General features: G+C 41.2%; 21 protein-coding genes. 11 read left to right on the forward strand and 10 right to left on the reverse strand.

Features of this window, described 5'->3' with window-relative positions; translation table 11 throughout:
* Positions 1 to 54: 54 nt before the first annotated feature.
* Together B4C48_RS04855 and B4C48_RS04860 are read right to left on the reverse strand one after the other, a co-directional pair.
* Entirely contained in the window at positions 55 to 1,260 is a 1,206-nt protein-coding gene (locus B4C48_RS04855; RefSeq protein ID WP_291354481.1) for an MFS transporter, read from the reverse strand.
* Complete coding sequence (locus B4C48_RS04860; RefSeq protein WP_291354482.1) at positions 1,257 to 1,694, reverse strand: MarR family winged helix-turn-helix transcriptional regulator; 438 nt, start codon at positions 1,692 to 1,694, stop codon at positions 1,257 to 1,259. Before B4C48_RS04860 ends, B4C48_RS04855 begins: the two co-directional genes overlap by 4 nt.
* Positions 1,695 to 1,949: 255 nt before the next feature.
* On the opposite strand from B4C48_RS04860, the gene B4C48_RS04865 reads away from it, so the two are divergent.
* Genes B4C48_RS04865 through B4C48_RS04875 form a run of 3 tightly spaced genes read left to right on the forward strand, consistent with a single transcriptional unit; the run spans position 1,950 to position 4,513 of the window.
* Positions 1,950 to 3,389 (forward strand): cytochrome ubiquinol oxidase subunit I, encoded by a 1,440-nt coding sequence (locus tag B4C48_RS04865; RefSeq protein ID WP_291354483.1) that lies wholly within the window; start codon positions 1,950 to 1,952, stop codon positions 3,387 to 3,389.
* Positions 3,386 to 4,390 carry a cytochrome d ubiquinol oxidase subunit II gene (cydB, locus tag B4C48_RS04870; RefSeq protein ID WP_291354484.1) on the forward strand — a complete coding sequence of 335 codons (1,005 nt, stop codon included), beginning with the start codon at positions 3,386 to 3,388 and terminating at the stop codon, positions 4,388 to 4,390. Before B4C48_RS04865 ends, cydB begins: the two co-directional genes overlap by 4 nt.
* A 9-nt stretch (positions 4,391 to 4,399) precedes the next feature.
* Complete coding sequence (locus B4C48_RS04875; RefSeq protein ID WP_291354485.1) at positions 4,400 to 4,513, forward strand: DUF2474 domain-containing protein; 114 nt, start codon at positions 4,400 to 4,402, stop codon at positions 4,511 to 4,513.
* 124 nt (positions 4,514 to 4,637) lie between these two features.
* Here B4C48_RS04875 and B4C48_RS04880 read toward each other — a convergent pair whose 3' ends face one another.
* Positions 4,638 to 5,189, reverse strand: a complete 552-nt coding sequence (locus B4C48_RS04880; RefSeq protein ID WP_291354486.1) for a thermonuclease family protein — start codon at positions 5,187 to 5,189, stop codon at positions 4,638 to 4,640.
* A 215-nt stretch (positions 5,190 to 5,404) separates the two neighbouring features.
* Positions 5,405 to 6,322, reverse strand: coding sequence for a LysR family transcriptional regulator (locus B4C48_RS04885; protein WP_291354487.1), 918 nt, complete (start codon positions 6,320 to 6,322; stop codon positions 5,405 to 5,407).
* Between the two features lie 93 nt (positions 6,323 to 6,415).
* Between B4C48_RS04885 and B4C48_RS04890 the strand changes: the two genes are divergently transcribed.
* The 4 genes from B4C48_RS04890 (at position 6,416) to B4C48_RS04905 (ending at position 10,377) form a co-directional block, all read left to right on the forward strand.
* On the forward strand, positions 6,416 to 7,654 hold the full coding sequence (locus B4C48_RS04890) for an acyl-CoA dehydrogenase family protein (RefSeq protein WP_291354488.1): 1,239 nt from the start codon (positions 6,416 to 6,418) through the stop codon (positions 7,652 to 7,654).
* Between the two features lie 133 nt (positions 7,655 to 7,787).
* On the forward strand, positions 7,788 to 8,909 hold the full coding sequence (locus B4C48_RS04895) for a phosphotransferase family protein (RefSeq protein WP_291354489.1): 1,122 nt from the start codon (positions 7,788 to 7,790) through the stop codon (positions 8,907 to 8,909).
* On the forward strand, positions 8,906 to 9,604 hold the full coding sequence (locus B4C48_RS04900) for a histidine phosphatase family protein (RefSeq protein WP_291354490.1): 699 nt from the start codon (positions 8,906 to 8,908) through the stop codon (positions 9,602 to 9,604). Before B4C48_RS04895 ends, B4C48_RS04900 begins: the two co-directional genes overlap by 4 nt.
* 29 nt (positions 9,605 to 9,633) lie before the next feature.
* Complete coding sequence (locus B4C48_RS04905; RefSeq protein WP_291354491.1) at positions 9,634 to 10,377, forward strand: SDR family oxidoreductase; 744 nt, start codon at positions 9,634 to 9,636, stop codon at positions 10,375 to 10,377.
* A 170-nt stretch (positions 10,378 to 10,547) separates the two neighbouring features.
* Here the strand turns inward: B4C48_RS04905 and B4C48_RS04910 are convergent, their stop codons facing one another.
* Complete coding sequence (locus B4C48_RS04910; protein ID WP_291354492.1) at positions 10,548 to 10,859, reverse strand: hypothetical protein; 312 nt, start codon at positions 10,857 to 10,859, stop codon at positions 10,548 to 10,550.
* Between the two features lie 491 nt (positions 10,860 to 11,350).
* Between B4C48_RS04910 and B4C48_RS04915 the strand changes: the two genes are divergently transcribed.
* Together B4C48_RS04915 and B4C48_RS04920 are read left to right on the forward strand one after the other, a co-directional pair.
* Positions 11,351 to 12,061, forward strand: a complete 711-nt coding sequence (locus tag B4C48_RS04915) for an SGNH/GDSL hydrolase family protein (protein ID WP_291354493.1) — start codon at positions 11,351 to 11,353, stop codon at positions 12,059 to 12,061.
* A gap of 30 nt (positions 12,062 to 12,091) precedes the next feature.
* Complete coding sequence (locus tag B4C48_RS04920; RefSeq protein ID WP_291354494.1) at positions 12,092 to 12,685, forward strand: uracil-DNA glycosylase family protein; 594 nt, start codon at positions 12,092 to 12,094, stop codon at positions 12,683 to 12,685.
* A gap of 21 nt (positions 12,686 to 12,706) precedes the next feature.
* Here the strand turns inward: B4C48_RS04920 and B4C48_RS04925 are convergent, their stop codons facing one another.
* Complete coding sequence (locus tag B4C48_RS04925; protein ID WP_291354495.1) at positions 12,707 to 13,189, reverse strand: pyridoxamine 5'-phosphate oxidase family protein; 483 nt, start codon at positions 13,187 to 13,189, stop codon at positions 12,707 to 12,709.
* A gap of 133 nt (positions 13,190 to 13,322) precedes the next feature.
* Positions 13,323 to 14,186 (reverse strand): DMT family transporter, encoded by an 864-nt coding sequence (locus B4C48_RS04930; protein ID WP_291354496.1) that lies wholly within the window; start codon positions 14,184 to 14,186, stop codon positions 13,323 to 13,325.
* Positions 14,187 to 14,317: 131 nt separating this feature from the next.
* Here B4C48_RS04930 and B4C48_RS04935 point away from each other — a divergent pair, with 131 nt between their 5' ends.
* Complete coding sequence (locus B4C48_RS04935; protein ID WP_291354497.1) at positions 14,318 to 15,709, forward strand: PLP-dependent aminotransferase family protein; 1,392 nt, start codon at positions 14,318 to 14,320, stop codon at positions 15,707 to 15,709.
* Between the two features lie 24 nt (positions 15,710 to 15,733).
* Here the strand turns inward: B4C48_RS04935 and B4C48_RS04940 are convergent, their stop codons facing one another.
* Both B4C48_RS04940 and B4C48_RS04945 read right to left on the reverse strand, forming a co-directional pair.
* Complete coding sequence (locus B4C48_RS04940) at positions 15,734 to 16,171, reverse strand: hypothetical protein (RefSeq protein ID WP_291354498.1); 438 nt, start codon at positions 16,169 to 16,171, stop codon at positions 15,734 to 15,736.
* Positions 16,172 to 16,527: 356 nt separating this feature from the next.
* On the reverse strand, positions 16,528 to 18,087 hold the full coding sequence (locus tag B4C48_RS04945) for a phospholipase D family protein (protein WP_291354499.1): 1,560 nt from the start codon (positions 18,085 to 18,087) through the stop codon (positions 16,528 to 16,530).
* Positions 18,088 to 18,209: 122 nt separating this feature from the next.
* On the opposite strand from B4C48_RS04945, the gene B4C48_RS04950 reads away from it, so the two are divergent.
* Positions 18,210 to 19,325 carry an S-(hydroxymethyl)glutathione dehydrogenase/class III alcohol dehydrogenase gene (locus B4C48_RS04950; protein WP_291354500.1) on the forward strand — a complete coding sequence of 372 codons (1,116 nt, stop codon included), beginning with the start codon at positions 18,210 to 18,212 and terminating at the stop codon, positions 19,323 to 19,325.
* A gap of 55 nt (positions 19,326 to 19,380) precedes the next feature.
* Here the strand turns inward: B4C48_RS04950 and B4C48_RS04955 are convergent, their stop codons facing one another.
* Positions 19,381 to 20,586, reverse strand: a complete 1,206-nt coding sequence (locus tag B4C48_RS04955; RefSeq protein WP_291354501.1) for an aromatic amino acid transaminase — start codon at positions 20,584 to 20,586, stop codon at positions 19,381 to 19,383.
* Positions 20,587 to 20,594: the final 8 nt, after the last annotated feature.

Here is a 20,594-nt window from a genome sequence, read left to right on the forward strand (position 1 = left end):
ACAGGGGGATTTCTTGTATTTAGCTAATGATTTTAATTTTTTCTGGCGCTATCGTTAAGCAGCTTTAACGGTTTTGCTTTTTACTTTATGTCCATGTAGCACATAGTAAAAGCCAATACAGCATAAGGCAGCAATCGCGCTATACATATACAACTGCGCGTAATCGATATAATCCAGCGCCATACCAATGAAATAGGGACCAAAACCTAGACCCGCATCCAGGAAGATGAAAAAAGTCGAGGTGGCAAAGCCCATACGGTCGAGTGTGGTACTTTTTACGGCCACGGTTTGGCACACCGATTGAATGTTGCCATACCCCAAACCCAGTAGACCTGCACAAATTAACAGTGTTGCCGGACTATGTGCCTGGCTGAGTAAATACAGGGCAAAAGCCATAATAATAAATGCCGGATACATAATGATATTTTCACCTTTACGATCCATCAGCGGGCCGGTAAAGGGACGTGAAAATAAAATCGCGATCGCATACATCAGGAAAAAGAACGAAGCTGTTTCTACCAGATCAATTTCTTTGGCATAGAAATTTATAAAGGATAAAACCCCTGAATAGCAAATTGATGTCAATAACATGATGATTGAAATCGGCAAGGCTTTCATTTCAATAAACTGGGAAATAAAACTTGGTTTTTTCACATTGACTTGAGTTTCAATGGTTTTAGGGTGTTGTGGCAAGTTAGGCACTTCAATCAGCAAAGCCACGATTAAACAGCTCATAGCGACCAGGCTAGATAAGGCAAAAATCGCAGTATAGCCGACGTGAAGCATCATCCAGATGGCCAGAAACGGACCAATCGCGGTACCTAAAGTGCTGCTCATACTATAGTAACCAATACCTTCACCACGACGGGTCGGCGGTAAAATCTGGGCGATGATGGTTCCCAATACAGTCGATGCCATACCCATCATAAAACCATGCATGAAACGCACTCCCAGCAAAGCAGCGACATTCATGGGAATAAAATAGAATCCTGAAAAAATCAAAAATCCAATTAAACCCACAATCATGGTGGTTCTGTGTCCAAACCGTTCTAGAAACTTACCAACAAATAAACGACCAATCAGTGTACCGACAATAAACAGACCCGAAACCAAACCCGCTTGTGCCGTAGTTGCACCGAGCTCAGCAACTGCGTAGCCAACAATAACCACTACTAGAAGATAAAAGGTCAGAACCAGCTGAAAGTTAATTGAGCTGACAAGAATAAAATTTTTGGTCCATAAGGGCGTATTTTCACTCATGACTGGCTACCTTTCATTTGTTGCAGATGTTCCATAAGTTTATGCAGGGTATCGAGCGTGCTCTTTTGAGCAGCAAGCTCTAATGGCACTAAAAGCTGTTGTTCAAATTCATCCAGTTTTTTTGAGCATGTTTTAAAAAGCTGTTGACCATTGGAACTCAGGATCAATTTTTTTTGGCGTTTATCCTCAGTATCGACCTGCTCTAAAACGTCCAGTTGCATCAGTACATGAATTCTTTTTGCAATTGATGGTTTGGAAATATTCAGATATTCAGCAATGTCGATAGAGGTACAGCCTTGTTTAAGCTGAATGACATACAGTACCTGCCACAAGGAATAATTCAACTGATGTGGCAGTAAAAGAGTATTGATTTCATCACTCATTAAACGTGCACAGCGTAATAATGAAGCACGAAATTTAAGTGGATCTGGCATAATGGTTAGCTAGGGTAACTAAATTAATTAAACTTTACGCCTCTTTGGTTGATTGTTCAAGTATTAAGCCCATAGATAAATCATAACGATTCATGAATGGCTGCATGGCAAGTCAGTAAAAAAATCAGGAAATAATAAATCAACATACTTTGCTTAATCTTTAGGCGTATGCTGAAGCAGCACAAATTAAAAAAAGAGCGCGACTGTTAGCTGCGTGCTTAATCACCATATCAATGAATTAAAAAAGGTGATGTTATGGATTTAGGATTAACAGCTCTCGAATTGGCTCGAGTTCAATTCGCTTTCACCGTCTCTTTTCATATCATTTTTCCCGCCATTTCCATTGGTCTTGCAAGTTTTCTTGCTGTTTTAGAATGGCGCTGGCTCAGAACCCAAAATCCGGTCTATCAAGACCTGTTTAAGTTCTGGGTTAAAATATTTGCCATTGCCTTTGGTATGGGCGTGGTGTCCGGCGTGGTCATGAGTTACCAGTTCGGAACCAACTGGAGTGAATTCTCACGTATTTCAGGCAGTGTAACCGGACCGCTACTGGCCTATGAGGTGCTAAGCGCATTCTTTCTGGAAGCAGGCTTCCTAGGCATCATGCTGTTTGGCTGGGGACGGGTCGGTCCTCGGGCACATTTCTTTGCCACGGTTATGGTAGCCCTTGGAACATGTATTTCCATGTTCTGGATTCTCTCATCCAACAGCTGGATGCAGACCCCGCAAGGTTTCAGCATTGAAAATGGCATTATTGTTCCGCAAGACTGGCTGGCTATTATATTTAATCCCTCTTTCCCATATCGCTTGGCGCATATGGCGATGGCTGCATTCTTGGTCTCAGCCTTGCTGGTTGCCAGCACAGCAGCATGGCATTTGCTTAAAGGTCGCAGGGATGAAATGGTAAAAACCTCTTTTTCCATGGCCTTATGGATGCTGCTGGCGCTTACACCTTTGCAGGTGCTGATTGGCGATTTGCATGGGATCAATACTTTGAAGCATCAGCCTGCAAAAATTGCCGCAATAGAAGGGCACTGGGAAAGCAATGATAATGAAGGCATGCCGCTGTATTTATTCGGGATTCCCGATATGCAGGCAGAAGAAACCAAATATGCGATTGGCATTCCAAATGTGGGAAGCCTGATTTTAACCCATTCCATGCAGGGTAAAGTTCAGGGCCTGAAAGATTTTGCACCTGAGGACCGGCCAAATTCTACCATCGTATTCTGGAGCTTCCGGATTATGGTCGGGCTAGGCATGCTGATGCTGTTATTGGCCCTTACCGGTTTGTGGCTGAGACGAAGCGGTCGCTTTTATGAAAGTCCATGGTTTCATCGCTTTGCACTGATTATGGGACCCTCCGGCTTTATAGCCTTGCTTGCGGGCTGGATTACCACCGAAGTGGGGCGTCAGCCTTGGGTGGTTTATGGCGTGATGCGAACCAAAGATGCATTATCCCCAGTATCGGCAGAACAGGTCGGATTAACCCTGATTATCTTTGTCGTAGTGTATTGCGTGGTCTTTGGAATCGGCATTTATTACATGCTCCGAATCATGCATAAAGGTCCGGAATTTGTTCATTCAGTGCCGCATAGTGAAGAAAAAGTCATCCAGGCTTCACATCGTCCATTGGGCAGTACCGATGAAGAGCTGGATGGGCCACCGCTCGACAATCACCAGGAGAATGACAAATGATTGATTTATCTTTTATCTGGATTGTAATTATTGCCGTTGGCGTGCTGATTTATGTGGTATTGGATGGTTTTGACTTAGGCATTGGCATCTTGTTTCCTTTCTTTAAAACGCAAGAAGAACGTGATGTGATGATGAATACCGTTGCTCCAGTATGGGATGGCAATGAAACCTGGATGGTATTGGGCGGGGCAGGCTTGTTTGCGGCATTTCCCTTAGTATATTCAACGGTACTTTCTGCGCTATACCTGCCCATTATTCTGATGGTGGTCGCGCTTATTTTCCGCGGAGTGGCTTTTGAATTCCGTTTTAAATCCAGACGTAATCGGCATCTTTGGGACATGGCCTTTATTGGTGGTTCGATTTTAACCGGATTTTTCCAGGGCATGATTTTAGGCGCATATATTCAAGGCATCAAAACCACCAATGGCGTATATACCGGAGGTGGTCTGGACTGGCTGACGCCGTTTTCAGTCTTTACCGGCATCAGTGTCGTGGTGCTGTATGCCACTCTGGGCTGCGGATGGCTGATCTTTAAAACCGAGACAGACTTGCAAAATCGAATGTTTCAGCTCATGCCGAAGCTGATTATTGCCTTATTCATCATTTTCGGTGCTGTCAGTATTTATACGCCTTTGGCCCATCCTGCAATTGCGGAACGCTGGTTTAACCAACCCCAACTGACTTATTTTAGTCCTGTACCCATCCTTGTATTGGTATTTACTTATCTGGCTTTACGTGCCTGCAAGCAACGTAGAGAATTGAGACCTTTTATCTATACTTTGGCCTTGGTGTTTTTAGCGTATACAGGTTTCCTGATCAGTTTATGGCCTTATATCATTCCACGTTCAGTCACGATTTGGGATGCAGCGGCTCCACAAAGTAGTCAGTTATTTACCTTGATTGGAGCATTACTCCTAATTCCGATCATTATTATTTATACCGCTTTGTCTTACTGGGTGTTCCGCGACAAAGTACGTGTGGGTGATCAGGGCTATCATTAAGGAGCAACTATGAAACTTTCACAGACGCAGTGGTTTATTGTGTTGTGGCTAGGTGGATTTTTTGCTTTAGCATTGATTGCTGGGGCATTCCGGCTGCTTGTTCAATTGGCTTACTATATTTAATTTTTCAAACTAGCCATTCAAGTAGCCTGTTTAAAACAGGCTACTTTGGTCATGACTAAGCAACAACACAATGGAATGAGATCAATATAACTATAGTTAGCGATGATTCTTTTGTGTGTATATTCTATTTATTTTGCTTGCGATAAACGCTCGGACGCACAGGGCGGGAACTTTTCCATAAACCTTTTTTCTGCTTTTTGGCTTTTTCTTGAAGTGACATCATATAGTGCAGATGAGTTTTATCTTTAATGTATTCTTCATATACCCATGCAGCCCCACGCTTGACTATCTCTTCATTGATATTTTTACGATAACGATAGACTACACCGACACAGCGACCATACCGATCGATATCGGTAATTTTTACCCGAACCATTTTGCCTTTAACCATGCTTTGGACCAGTCGCTGGGATTCCTTGCCATAGCTTTGACTCGATTCCGGTGCATCCACATAAGCAAAGCGTAACTTGGTTTCAGAACGTCTGATATTAAAACGGTAGCAGGTAAGGGTATCGCCATCGCTCACTGCGTTAACCCGGCACCAATATTTTTTACCTTTTTTAAAAGGACGAAATATATTCTTGATGTAAATGGTAATTTTATGCAGTAAATAATAGGAAGTACATAAGGCGAATAGCCCCAACACAATTTGCCAGGTCGTAGAGAGATGAAACAAAATTATAATCCAAATCCTAAAAATTAGCCGTATTTAGACACAGCCCGGAGATGGAACATTGTAGGTGAAAGCCGCAATTTGCATGGCTTAAAAGCTAGACAATCAGTGTTTCATTTTGTATTGATAAAAATAGCCTAAGCATTTTTAAACCTTTAGAAATTAATCTATTTCCAAATAAATAGCCTAAGCATAATAAACCTATCTTTTAAAATAGCCTAAGTAAAAATTTTAGAAATTTCGCTGCGCAAAAATTGATGGCGCGAATTTTCTTTCAAGTCTTTATGCCAATACATCCCTAAATTAATAAAGGTCAAGTCTACAGGGACTGCAAAAATATTTAATGTTGGGGAAACTTGTAAATGGTTGAGCAAATTTTTAGGAATGGTTAAAACGGATTGAGGGTTTTGCAGCAAAATCTGTAAAGCCGTTGAATAATGTTGGCAACGTAAAAAAATCTGTCGTGATCGTTGTTTGCGGTTTAAATAAATATCTTCAACTAAAACTCCGGTTCGCCGTGATGAAACACCAATATGCGGGGCAGTTAAATAAAGCTGTTCAGTCATTTCAGGTTGCTGGGTACACACGACAAATTGATCTTGTACCAGTTTCTGAAATTGAATTTTTTCGCCAAAATTCTGTTCCAGATCAATAACAAAGTCGAGTTGTTGGGTCGCAAGGTCAGTCACTATCGTTTTACGGTCTAATTTACTGCTGAAAAATTGAATCTCCAGATTCAAGCCCTGAAAGTGCTGCACCAGTTTGGGGAAAATCAATGGTTCAATTTCATCATGTACCGCAATTTTTAAAGTCTGCAGCATGCTGGGTTCAAAACGCTGTTTTTGCATTGAAATATTTTGGATGGTAAACAGCGCACTTTTAATTGCAGGATAAATCTGCTCGGAAAATGGGGTAGGCAGCATTTTACTGCCGGCACGTATAAATAAATCATCCTGCAAATGCTGTCTTAAACGCTGTAAGGCATGACTGGCGGCCGATTGACTAATACACAAAATCTGCGCGGCCTTGGAAATGCTTTTTTGTTCATACACTGCAATAAATAAAGGATACAAGTTAATGTCTATACGGTGAAAATTCCCCAGATCGATCACTGCTTTATTATGAATGGTGTTCATAGTTTAATATTTAATTAAATCATTTTATTCATAATAGTTTTCGAGTTATGTTGTTGTAAAGAGCAGATCATATATATTTTGAGGGAAGTGGCCATGTTTGAATTGTCAGCACGCGCACAGGATTTTATTGAACGGACAAAAGTCTTTATAAAAAACGAAATTGAACCGGTCGAAACCGAGTTTTGGAATGACGTCCATGAGTTAAATCAAGGTGGTGATTGGACAACATGGCAATGGCCCCCTCAACTTGAAATATTAAAAAATAAGGCCAAGGCAGCAGGGCTTTGGAATATGTTTTTGCCCTGTCCGGAATTGGGTCAAGGGCTTTCGGTTCAGGAATATGCCCATATTGCCGAACTTTCCGGTCGCAGTTTAATTGCACCCATCGTATTTAACTGTAATGCGCCTGACAGCGGCAACATGGAAGTTCTATGGCGCTATGGTTCTGAACCACAAAAACAGCAATGGTTAACGCCCTTATTAGAAGGCAAAATTCGCTCAGTGTTTTGTATGACTGAACCTGCTGTAGCCTCCTCCGATGCCACCAATATGCAGGCGACAGCTGTAGTCGAAGGTGATGAAATTGTCCTGAATGGCCGTAAATGGTGGTCGTCAGGTTTGGGCGATCCCAATGCAAAAATCATCATCTTTATGGCGCATACGCCTGACGCAAGCAAAGACCGTCATCATCAACATTCTATGGTTCTGGTTCCTATTGATACGGCAGGAGTAAAAATTGAACGTATGTTGCCGGTTTTTGGCGATTATGATGCTCCGCATGGTCACGGCGAAATCAGCTTTAACAATGTACGCGTACCGGTAGCCAATTTTATTGGCGGAGCAGGTCAGGGTTTTGAAATTGCGCAAGGTCGTTTAGGGCCGGGCCGTATTCACCATTGCATGCGCTGTATCGGTGCAGCGGAAAAATCACTTGAGCTGATGATTGACCGTGGCATGAGCCGTAGTGCTTTTGGCAAGGAAATCTTAAAACTGGGTGGCAATCTGGAACGTGTTGCAGAAGCACGGGTCGCCATTGACCAAGCACGTTTACTTACACTTTATGCTGCTTACAAGATGGATACTTTGGGTAATATGGCAGCACTGACTGAAATTTCAGCAATTAAAGTGGTTGCGCCAAGTGTACTGGAAAAAGTGGTGGATATGGCCATGCAGATTCACGGCGGTGCTGGCGTTTCCCGTGATACGCCATTAACGGGTTTCTTCGCTCAGGCACGATCTTTACGTTTGGCTGATGGTCCGGATGAAGTTCATAAAGGCATGATTGCCAAACTTGAACTGGCTAAACGTGGTTACGGTTCACGTCGTAAGTAATATCTAAAAAATATAGCGAGTAGATGAGACTTCTTACAACTTTGTTCAAATTTCCCTATGAATGGAAAATGAAAAAGGTGTAAATAAGGTGATGTAAGAAGTCTTTTGAAATTAAAGATTTAGGGAAATAAGAATGTCAGTTATTGATGTGGGCGGAAATGTCCGTCAAGGCGAAGAGCTAGATGTCATTGCAGTTGAGCATTGGCTCAAAGCACAAGGCATTGATTTACAAGGTCAGGTCGAAGTCACGCAATATTCAGGCGGAGCGTCTAACTGGACTTATCGTTTGAAATACGACAATAAGGACTTGATTTTACGTCGCCCACCTAAAGGAACTAAAGCCAAATCTGCCCATGACATGGCACGTGAATACAACGTGCAAAAAAATCTGGCACCTTTCTATCCGGTCTTGCCGGAAATGCTGGCGCTGTGTCAGGACGAATCCGTAATTGGCTGTGACTTCTACGTGATGCAGCGCGTGGAAGGCATTATTCCACGTGCCAATTTACCTAAAGAACTGAACTTTAATGAAGCTCAGGTTCGCGAATTATGTATTAATGTGATCGACAAACTGATCGAGCTGCATCAAGTTCCTTATGTCGGTACAGAACTGGAAAAACTGGGTAAAGGAGAGGGCTATTGCCGCCGTCAGGTGGAAGGCTGGGATGCACGCTATGAAAAAGCCAAAACCTTAAATGTGCCTTCATTCAAATATGTACGCCAGTGGCTAAAAGATAATATTCCTGCCGATTCAAAAATCTGTGTCATTCATAATGACTGGCGATTTGATAATGTGATTTTAGATCCAGAGCATCCGACTCAAGTCATTGGCGTACTGGACTGGGAAATGGCAACTTTAGGTGATCCATTAATGGATTTAGGTTCAGCTCTCGCGTATTGGGTTGAAGAAAGTGACAATCAGATTTTTAAAGCCACCCGTCGTCAGCCCACCAATTTAAAAGGCATGTTCACACGTCAGGAAGTGGTGGATTATTATTTGGAAAAAACCGGCTTGCAACCCGAGAACTGGACCTTTTATGAAGTGTTCGGCATTTTCCGTTTGGCCGTAATTGCCCAGCAAATCTATTATCGTTATTACCACGAACAGACCAATAATCCAGCCTTTAAGGATTTCTGGATTGTCATTCATGCCTTGCATATTCGTGCGCTTAAATTAATTGGCCTACAGAAACTTGAAGCCAATGAGCTGGCACAAAAATATATCGCGAAATTTAAGGAATTGATGCCAACATGACCACAATTTATCTGATTCGTCATGGACAAGCCTCTTTCGGGGCAGAAAGTTATGACCAGCTTTCTCCCAACGGCGAATTACAGGCGAAATTATTAGGGCAATATTTCGACCAGATTTTAAAAGAAGCGCCTTATGTGGTGTCAGGCTCGATGCAACGTCATCAACAGACTGCCAGCCTGGCTTTGGAACAATGTTTTCCCGAAGCCGAAATTCAGACCGACAGTGCATGGAATGAGTTCAATCACCAGCAGGTTTTTGCCAAGTACGAGCCACGTTTTAATGAACCGCATTTGTTAAAACAGGATGTCGCCAAAGAAGATAATCCTCGTGCTTACCTGGCTAAAATTTTTGCAGGCGCGATCGAACGCTGGACCGGTGGTGACTATCACCATGAATATGATGAGTCCTGGCCACATTTTAAAAATCGGGTTGAATCCGCATTGCAAGATCTATGTGATGAACTGGCCAAAAGCAAACCGCGTTATGCCGTAGTATTTACTTCAGGTGGCGTAATCTCTGTCGCAGCAGGGAAAATTTTAGGTTTGTGCCCCAACAAAACTTTTGCCCTGAACTGGGCCATTGCCAATACCAGCATGACCACATTGCGTCTGGTGGGAAATGAACCTCAATTGCTGAGTTTGAACGAACATCATTTTATTAAGGCCGAAGACTCCAAGTTACTGACCTGGATCTGATGAAAGAAAAATAGGAAAAGGAATAAATCATGGCGAAAACAATTTTAATTACCGGAGCAAGTTCCGGGATTGGTGCAGGTATGGCACGTGAATTTGCACAAAAGGGTTATAATCTTGCCATCTGTGCCCGTCGTCTGGAACGTCTGGAAACTTTAAAACAAGAGTTGGAAAGCAAATATGGTGTAAAAGTCAGTGCCAAAACCTTAGATGTGACCCATTACGATCAGGTATTTGAAGTATTCCGCGCGTTTAAAGAAGAATTTGGCACCATCGACCGTATTATCGTGAATGCTGGTGTGGGAGAAGGTCGCCGGATTGGTAAAGGCAATTTTGAAATTAACAAGGCAACCGTGGAAACCAACTTCATTTCAGCCTTGGCACAATGTGAAGCTGCGGTGGAAATTTTCCGTGCCCAAAACGCAGGTCATCTGGTGATGATTTCATCAATGAGTGCGATGCGTGGCATGCCTAAACATTTAACCGCGTATGGCGCCAGTAAAGCAGGGGTTGCTCATCTGGCTGAAGGCATCCGTGCCGAACTGATTGATACGCCGATTAAAGTCACTACCATTTTCCCGGGTTATATCCGTACAGAACTGAATGAAGGTGCAAAAAAATTGCCTTTTGAGGTGGATGAAAAAACCGGTTCTCATTTACTGGTCAAGGCCATTGAAAAAGCACCGGTTAAAGCTTATGTACCGCAGTGGCCTTGGTTGCCACTCGGTGTGGCAATGAAAATTCTGCCTTTGAAACTGGTCAACAAGTTGGGTTAAGATTTTAGTTATTAATTAAAAACGGGCTCAGTAATGAGCCTTTTTTAGATTTTTAATATGTTTTAATAGATTAAAATTATAAAATAATATACTTAGGAGACATTCATTCATATTTAGCAGATCTGGAGAGAACGCTTAAAAGAACAATTTTGTGCTTAGAATTGATGCAATTATCTATTATTTTTAGAAATCAGAATACCGAGCATAATGATGAAGGTGCTCACTCCACCTATGACAACACTCATGAGTCCCATTTCAGCAGTCAATATCTCATTCCAAAGATTATTATTACTCCAAGGGACATAAATACCCTGTTTCCACAAAAAGCTAATCGCGCATAAAATAAGAAAGCTGATTAAGGTAGAAATAATCAGCGTAACGATAAGGTTTTTCCAAATTTTGCAGCCAACTATTAATGTAATCACTGTAAGACCAACGATGGCAATTATTGCAATTAAAAAGATACTATTCCAATAGTCCATATTGATTACCCTTGATCAAGTCAATAATTAAATTATGAGAGTTTCGTGTTTAAATTATAAAAATTACTTTAATATGAATTCCGTATGAAATGTAGACAAATTATTCCAAAAATGCAGTCATTTAGATTTTATATAAACAAACTTTTATTAAATCACTGAAAGTCTGATTTTTTTAATCTAAGCAGACAATGCTTAGTTTCAAAAATAATTGCAAGAAGATATTTTTTGATCAAAGTTTTACTTCATACATAACTGTAGAAGCTTTTTTAAAGTCTAATCAGCAAGGTAATCCTGCTTTAATCTGTTTAGATTGCTATAACGTCAAATAAGCTATGCCACATTTTTCCAAAAAATCTCAAGAGGCTAATTTGTTGTTTCACAATTATTTTTAAGCAGGTTTTATGGAGTTTTAGAAGATGTAAGTTAGGTCAATGCTTTTAAAGCAATAAAATCATATATTAAACAGGTTATTGAATTGACTTCACATATTTATGCTTTTGAAAATTTCAACTATTGCGCTTATTCCTGCCCTTATTGTTCAAGGCAATGCCGTTAAAAAGAATACTCTACGTTTAGCAGAACCCGCAGGAAAACGTCAGGGTAGAGTGGGAACAGGAAAAGCACTGTCTGTTTTAATTTTAGGCGATTCGGCAGCGGCAGGTGTCGGCGTTGAAACTCAGGAAGATGCTTTACTCGGTGCAGTTTTACAGCAGTTAAAAGATGGCTATGAAATTCAGTATCAGCTTGAAGCGACAAGCGGTCATAGCACCGGGCAAGTGATTAAAACTACGAAAAATATGTTGGCTCAGCACTTTGATGTGGTGATTACCTCGGTCGGGGTAAATGACATCACCAAGCTGACCTCACCGAAAGACTGGATGAAAAAACAGCAACAACTGTATGCGGAAATCAATCAGAAATTCACGCCTGAATTGATTATTGCTTCTGGTGTGCCGCCGATGAACATGTTTCCTGCATTGCCAAATCCATTGGCCTGGTTATTTGGGCAATATGCCAAAGGTATGAATAAAAATCTTGCAAAATTTGTTCAACAGCAGGCCAATATGCAATGGATTGAATATGATCTGCAGCGTTTTAAAATCCTGAATCTGGAAATGGCAAAGGATGGTTTTCATCCCAGCAAGGAAATTTATACACTTTGGGGCCAACAGCTAGCAGATAAAATTCGTCAAATGTTTTAAATTAAGCTAAAGACGGATAAATGGACTGTTATGAGCACTGAACTTGAAATAGAAACTCATCCATTGGAACCCTTTCTTCCTCCAAATGCCAAATTGCTGATGATGGGCAGCTTTCCGCCACCTAAAACGCGCTGGAAAATGGAGTTTTATTATCCAAATTATCAAAATGACATGTGGAAAATTTTTGGTTTAGCATTCTTTGGCAATAAAGAACATTTTTTAGATATCGCCAATAAAAATTTCAAGGAACAACAGATCCGTGATTTTTTAATGGATAAAGGCATCGCAATTTTTGATACGGCGTATCAAATTGTGCGCTTAAAAGGCAATGCTTCGGATAAATTTCTGCATATTGCCCAAGCAACTGATTTAGCCAGGCTGCTAGAGCAGATTCCTGAATGTCACAGCATTATGACCACTGGAGATAAAGCCACCGATACCTTGATGCTTTCCATGCCTGAAGCTACAGAAAAACCGACAATTGGTCAGGCATCTAAAGCATATTTTGCTGAACGCGAGCTGACTTTATACCGGATGCCATCTTCATCCCGTGCTTATCCACTTGCTGTGGAAAAAAAAGCCGAAGCCTATACTCAGTTATTTAAAGAAATAGGCTTACTATAAGTAAGTTTTGATAAATCTATTTTAATAGCTAGGCATCATTTTGGGATATCTGACCCATCTATGAGCATGCACAGTAAAATCCCGGACCTGATTAAAATCGGACCAAATCAATTGACTGCCTTTACTCCATTTTAAAACCTGAATTCGTTGGGAAATTTGAAGTCGCTCTTGCTGCGTCGCAGGACGCAGATTGCCAATTTCAACATACAGTCGTACACCCGGATAATCGCTAAACTGGCCCTTTAATAACGATTTCAACCAAAACAAACGGCTGCTATTAATCGCTTGAATACAGGCTTTATTATTTTGCGGTAAATTTTGTTTAAAAGATTCAGCATACGTATCAAAGAAAAAACCGCTTTGGTTTTCTCTTAAAAATAAAGTTCCAATCGGTGTAATGGTAGGCTGTAACTGTTCATCTACTGTTGCAACCGAGCAATGCATTGCTGCACGTTGCGCATCATTCACCACCTTGCAAATATGTTGCCATTCTTCTGTTTTCATTTTATTTTGCCTTTTTTGTTTTTAAATATTATTAAGTTAGTTGAATACAACAGAGGTCATTGAAGATAGATCATTTAAACATGGATGTCGCTTGATCTGCATGGGCCCGATTGACTGGTCATTCATGACTCTTTTAGGCAAATCTTTTTGCCAACATGACGCAAATCACCACAGCCACACACACGATAATCATATCTATATTGATGTTTTCACCCAAAATGATTGCGCAGAGGGTTAATCCGATAAAGGGCTGTAGCAGTTGGATCTGGCCCACTTTAGCAATTCCGCCCATAGCCAGCCCCTTATACCAGAAGAAAAAACCGATGAGCATGCTGAATATGGATACATAAGCCAAGCCTGCATAAGCAGAATAAGAAACTTCAGTGAAATTGGCTGGAAAATAGTACAGCGTTAAAACCAGCATAAGGGGAAAGGCAACAATAAGTGCCCAACAGATGACTTGCCATCCGGCTAATACTTTGGATAAATGTCCACCTTCTGCATAACCCAGACCACAAGCCAGCACGGCTGCAATCATATAAACATCGCCACTGACCAGATGATAGGACTGATCCTGAAGCAACATATAAGCAAGTACAAAGCTGCTGCCCAGCAGGGTAAATAACCAGAATCTTGCATTCGGATTTTCACCAGCCCTCAGCACTCCGAACATAGCTGTGCAAAGTGGAAGCAAAGCCACAAAAACCAGAGCACGCGAGGCAGATATATTTTGTAATGCCAACGCACTAAATAGGGGAAAACCCACCACCACGCCCACACTGACAATAATCAGGGATAGGTACTGATTGCTTTGCGGGCGCTGCTGTTTAAACCATAATAAACAGAGGAGCGCTAATACTGCTGCAATCGTGGCCCGAATTGCAGTTAAAAAGGTCGGACTAAAACCCGTTACCGCAATTCGGGTGGCAGGCATGGAACCTGCAAAAATAATTACCCCTAATAATCCGTTTATCCAGCCGATATTTGTTTTGTTCATTTGATATTGCTCATTGAATTTAGAGCAATTTAATAAGAAAAAAATAAAGTTGATATATACAGGGCAATACAATTTAACATTACTGTTATGCTAAATTGAGCAGTACAGTTTGACTGTTCGGGAATGCGTTAATGACAAAAACTAAAATTGAAATTGTAATTCAGCTCATCAAACAGAATATAAAGAACAAGACTTTGATAGCCGGCTCACGTTTGCCTTCAGTTCGACAGTACGCCCAGCAATTAAATTACTCGGTTTCAACCATTGTGGAAGCCTATGCACGGTTGCTAGCAGAAGGGATGATTGAATCCCGGGCAGGGGCAGGTTATTACATTCTTGGCAAGCCGGTCCAACACATGAATATTGAACAAAACATTCAATATGACAGGGAAATTGATCCACTGTGGATTTCCAGACAGTCTTTAGAAGCTAAAAATGCCATGCTCAAGCCGGGCTGTGGCTGGTTGCCCGCAGAATGGATGCCTGAACAGACGTTGCGCAAAGCCTTAAAAATAGTGGCAAAATCACAAGAATCACCTTTAATTGATTATGCGCCTCCGCATGGACATTTGGCTTTAAGACAATATTTGGCCCGTAAAAAGGAAAATGATGATTTAAAAATTCATCCCAATCAGATTTTGCTGACTGATTCAGCCACTCAATCGATTGATTTAATTTTCAGATTATTATTGCAGCCGGGTGATATTGTTTTGCTGGATGACCCATGTTATTTCAATTTTCAGGCACTCATTAAAGCGCATCATTTACGTGCAGTCGCGATACCTTTTACTGAACATGGACCGGATCTTGAACATTTTGCACAGGCTCTACAGTTAAAACCAAAAATATATTTGACTAATTCAGGAATTCATAATCCTACAGGAGCAACGCTTTCATTAGCGACGGCTTATCAAATTGCCAGAATGGCTGAACAGGCCAATATGATAATTATTGAAGATGAAATCTTTGCTGATTTTGAATATTTACCGGCTCCCCGATATGCGGCACTCGCTGGGCTTTCCCATGTGATTCAGATTGGCAGTTTTACCAAAACGCTTTCAGCAGCAGTACGTTGCGGATATATTCTGAGCGATATAGATAAAATTGAGAAATTGATTGATTTAAAGATCGCCATACATTTCAGTAATAGTAATCTGAACGCGGAAATTATTTATCAGTCGCTGATGGATAGCAGTTATCCCAAACATTTGGATTGGTTAAAAAAACAATTGATAAAAGCCACTAATGAAACCATTCAAAAGCTTGCTCATTTGGATATTCATCCTTGGATTGTCCCTAAAGCAGGCATATTTTTATGGTGCAGATTACCCTCACATATTGAGGCTTCAAAACTTTCCAAGATATGTCTGCAACAAGGCATTATATTGGCGCCGGGAAATTCATTCAGTCCGTCTGAACAAGCCGGGCAATTCATGCGTTTTAATGTGGCTCAATGTATTGATAAAAAAGTCTTTGATGTACTGGAAAATGCTATCAGAACCTATTCCAGTGTGGTCATTTAAGCTGAGTCAGCACTAACTCAAGTTTTATCCATCATATTCTACGTAGTCCCACAAATTTAAACGAGCTTTAATTTCTTTACGGATATTCGGCAACATTGGCAACAAGGTTCCATCAATCCAAAGGCTTAAAGCTTGTGCAGAAATGACCTGTTGATTGGCATCAATCAGTTTTGCACCCTTAACCATCACCAGTGTTTCTTCACTCGCTTCGGTTTCAACGCCTTTAAACAGTACTTGCAGTTCAAATCCGGTATCCTGAATCAGCCATTCCAGTTCCAGCTGCACATTCTGATTGGATTTTAAAACGGCCTGACCTTCGATCAAGTCAGAATCGGTCTGGCAATCATGCTCAACACGAACTTTAGATAAAAACCAGTCTTGAGTACCTAAATCCTCAAGGGTTTTATAGGGCGTTAAAATATCACTTAAATTAAATTGACGACTTAAATCAAAAAATTGCATTACAAAAGATCACGATGGGGAGAGCGGAGTTAAATACTCGAAAAAGAGAATGTTAAAGCAAATCAGGAAATGAGTAAAATCATTGTGTTGATTGATCTAAAATATGTATAAATCAGATTCAATCTCTTATAAGTCCTCACAGCAATATCACTTAAACGACCAAGCCTCATTACTTTAAATCATCTAAAAGATGCACAGCAGTGGGTCAATCACGTGAATATATCAAACTGCAAAAGTAAATTATTGGAAGCAGGTGTCAGCTATTTATTATGTGATCATTTACTTGCAGCAAGCCGGATTTCAGTGGAGCTTTCACTATAAAAAGTTTTGCATAACTCAATGTCATTCAGCTGTCATTACATCATCCATTCAACTGGGAAATATGACGCCACTTGCATGGCATAACGTTGAAATCTAGTCGATTCAGGATCTTCTGAATATTCTGTGTAGGTTCCATCTTTATGATGCTCTAGCCAAATGACTTCATCCTGTGGATTCAGTTTGAGTTCATAGGTAATTTGCGGTAAATATTTATCTAAAGCGTTCGAAATTTGTTCTTGTAACACATCAGATTCAACTACCAGTCCCACTTCGCTATTTAAATTGGCGGAACGAGGGTCAAAATTAGCAGAACCAATAAATGCCATGCCATTTATATCAAAAAACTTGGCATGCAAACTGGAGGCATTTTTGCCCTTAGCTGGAATAACGTTCCCCGTCACCACCTCATACCAGGTGCGTTTATTACGCTCTATATACGGCTTAAATTCATAGAGTTTTATCCCATTTTTTAGTAAATCATGGCGATATTGTCTATAAAAGGCATGCACTACAGGAACGTCATTGGCAAGGAATGAATTGGTGAGTATCCGGATATTTACGCCTTTTTTAACTAAACCGGTTAAATAATCCATACCTTTCTGTGTAGGTACAAAATAGGCAGATACCAGTTCCAGATGCTGTTTCGGTTCTCCCGTAATCTGGAAGATCTGACGATAAATCATTTGATCATGAGATGATTGACGCCGAATTTTATCCGGAGAGTCGGCAACAAAATGTGCTTTTGCCCAATTAATCGGACGATCTTTTAGATGTTCATTGATCTGTTTTTCAGCCAGTTCGATCCGCTTTTTGAGTTGATCTTTTTGTAAGGCAGTCAATTCATAATATTTACGTAATTTGGCCAGTTGTTCTGGACGACTTTTACCTAGTAACAATGGGACTGGATAACTTAAATCATCATACCAAAAGTCATGAAAAACCTTGTTGGCATGCTTCACGGCAGTGCCATAAAACAGAATATCCATATCGGTAAACTGAAAATTTTCACTGGCTTCAAAGTATTCACGGCTGATATTGCGGCCACCGGTCACTGCTATGGCACCATCGGCAATAATCAGTTTATTGTGCATACGGTGATTGATCTGCTTGAAACGAAAAACATAATCAAACACGCGCAATTTTCTGGCTCTATAGGTGTAAGGATTAAAGATTTTAATTTCAAAATTGGGATGCTGTGCCAGTTGTTTTAAGGTTGCATCGAGTTGGGAACCGTTCTGGTCATCAATCAATAAACGGATTTTTACTCCACGATCTGCGGCTTTGAGCAATTCAGCCAGCATCAGGTGACCAATCGAGTCATCTTCCCAGATGTAGTACTGTAAATCGATATTATATTGTGCTTTATTAATCAGATGCAGCCTTGAGGCAATACTGATAAAAGCATCATCTAAAGCAAGATAGGCAGTTAAGCCTTGGATAATTTGTGCATCAACATTAGAACCATTTAACCAGTGCTCGGCATGAACCTGAATCGGAGACTGCTTTTTGGATTCATTCATCGGTAAGCTGCACCCCGTTAGTGTAAAAATTGCAAAAGCAAACATCATAGTACGCATGAATGGTTTAATCTGCATAATTATTATGAAGTCATAAAGTTATAAGTACATATTATCATCATGTTATAGGTTGAATCGGACAATAAAAAGAGGTTACTGTAGCTCATCTGTTAAAGAACCAAACAAAGGATGAATCATTCATGAAATCACGTGCTGCCGTCGCATTCGATCCAGGTCAACCGCTCGAAATTGTTGAAATTGATGTTGCTCCGCCCAAAGCAGGTGAGGTTTTGGTGAAAATTAGCCATACGGGCGTCTGTCATACTGATGCTTTTACTTTATCGGGTGATGATCCTGAAGGTGTGTTTCCTGCAGTATTGGGCCATGAAGGTGCAGGGGTTGTGGTTGAAGTCGGTGAAGGCGTGACCAGTGTTAAACCGGGTGATCACGTTATTCCACTGTATACCGCAGAATGTGGCGAATGTTTATTCTGTAAATCGGGCAAAACCAACCTGTGTGTGGCTGTTCGCGCAACCCAAGGCAAAGGCTTGATGCCGGATGGAACCACCCGTTTTTCTTATAATGGTCAGCCGATTTACCACTATATGGGTTGTTCAACATTCAGTGAATATACCGTGGTCGCTGAAGTGTCTTTGGCAAAAATTAACCCTGAAGCGAATCATGAGCATGTGTGTTTGCTCGGTTGTGGCGTAACCACAGGTCTGGGTGCGGTGAAAAATACCGCTAAAGTTCAGGAAGGCGATACCGTAGCCGTATTTGGACTGGGTGGTATTGGTCTGGCTGTGGTGCAAGGTGCCAAGAAAGCCAAAGCCAGCCGTATTATTGCGATTGATACCAATCCTGAAAAATTCAAACTGGCTGAACAGTTTGGTGCGACAGAATTTTTAAATCCGAAAGATTATGACAAACCGATTCAGGAAGTGATTGTTGAAAAAACCGGCTGGGGCGTGGATCATTCTTTTGAATGTATTGGCAATACCAATGTGATGCGTTCTGCACTGGAATGTGCTCATCGTGGCTGGGGACAATCGATCATTATTGGGGTCGCGGGTGCAGGTCAGGAAATCTCGACCCGTCCATTCCAGCTGGTTACCGGCCGTACCTGGAAAGGCACTGCTTTTGGTGGCGTGAAAGGTCGTTCACAACTGCCGGGGATGGTAGAAGAAGCCATGAAAGGTGATATTCAACTTGAACCTTTTGTAACGCATACCATGGGACTAGACAAAATCAATGAAGCCTTTGATTTAATGCATGAAGGTAAATCGATTCGTTCAGTGGTGCATTTTGAAGATTAATTGTCTTCAAAATAAAAAAACGGGCTAATGGCCCGTTTTTTTATTTCAGTTGCATTTAGCCTGTAGCCTTAATCACTTCAGCTATAGCTTCTGCCACATAATCAATATTGTTTAAATTCAGACCCGCAGCGCACATACGGCCACTACGCACCAGGTAAATACCATATTGATCTTTTAGGATATCGACCTGTTCAGCAGTCAGGCCAGTATAGCTAAACATGCCTTGCTGTTTTACCAAATAGCTAAAGTCACGCTCTGGTAAGGCTAGGCTGAGTTTATCTTTTAAAATGTGACGCATTTTAATAATCCGTTCCCGCATTTCTTGCAGTTCAGCTTGCCACTGTGCAGTCAGATCAGCATCATTCAGTACATTCTCCACTAGCAAGGCACCGGTCGTAGATGGGCTTGAGTAAATACGGCGTACTGTTGCTTTTAATTGTCCTAACACTTTTTGTGCAGTGCTCGGATCATCACAGACAAAAGTTAAGCCACCAACACGTTCACCATATAGCGAGAAAATTTTAGAGAATGAATTGCTAATAATAAAATTCATGCCTGCTTGGTCTAGAGCACGAATGGCATAAGCATCTTCCTCTAGTCCTTGACCAAAACCTTGATAAGCAATATCCAGAAAGGGAATCAGATCCTGTTTTTTCAGGATTTCAATGACCTGATCCCATTCAGCAGGAACTAAGTCTGCACCCGTCGGGTTATGGCAACACGGATGTAACAACACAATGCTTTTTGCCGGTAGCTCGCTCAATTTTTCCAGCATCGCTGGTACATTGACGCCATTGGTGGCTGCATCAAAATAAGGATAGAAGTGCGAGTGAATGCCGGCACCATTAAAAATGGCAATGTGGTTTTCCCAAGTCGGCTGGCTGACCCAGACATCAGATTCAGGAAAATATTTTTTCAAGAAATCAGCACCGACTTTCAGTGCGCCAGAACCGCCTAAAGTCTGGATGGTGACCGCACGCCCATCACGGCGTGCTGGACTGTTTTCTCCCAATACCAGAGCTTGAGTGGCTTGGTTATAAGACTTTAAACCATCCATTGGTAAATACAGCTTGACCTGTTCATTGCTTGCTTCAATATTTTTATACGCTACTTTAACCGCTTTAAGTTGAGGCACAATATTGTCCTCATTGTAATAAAGCCCAATACTTAAATTCACTTTTTGCGCGCGTTCATCTTTAGCAAACTCTTCCATCAAAGAAAGAATCGGATCACCTGCATAATTATCAACATGTTGGAACATGAATATAT

Source organism: Acinetobacter sp. UBA3106 (genome assembly GCA_002365595.1).
Taxonomy (GTDB): domain Bacteria; phylum Pseudomonadota; class Gammaproteobacteria; order Pseudomonadales; family Moraxellaceae; genus Acinetobacter.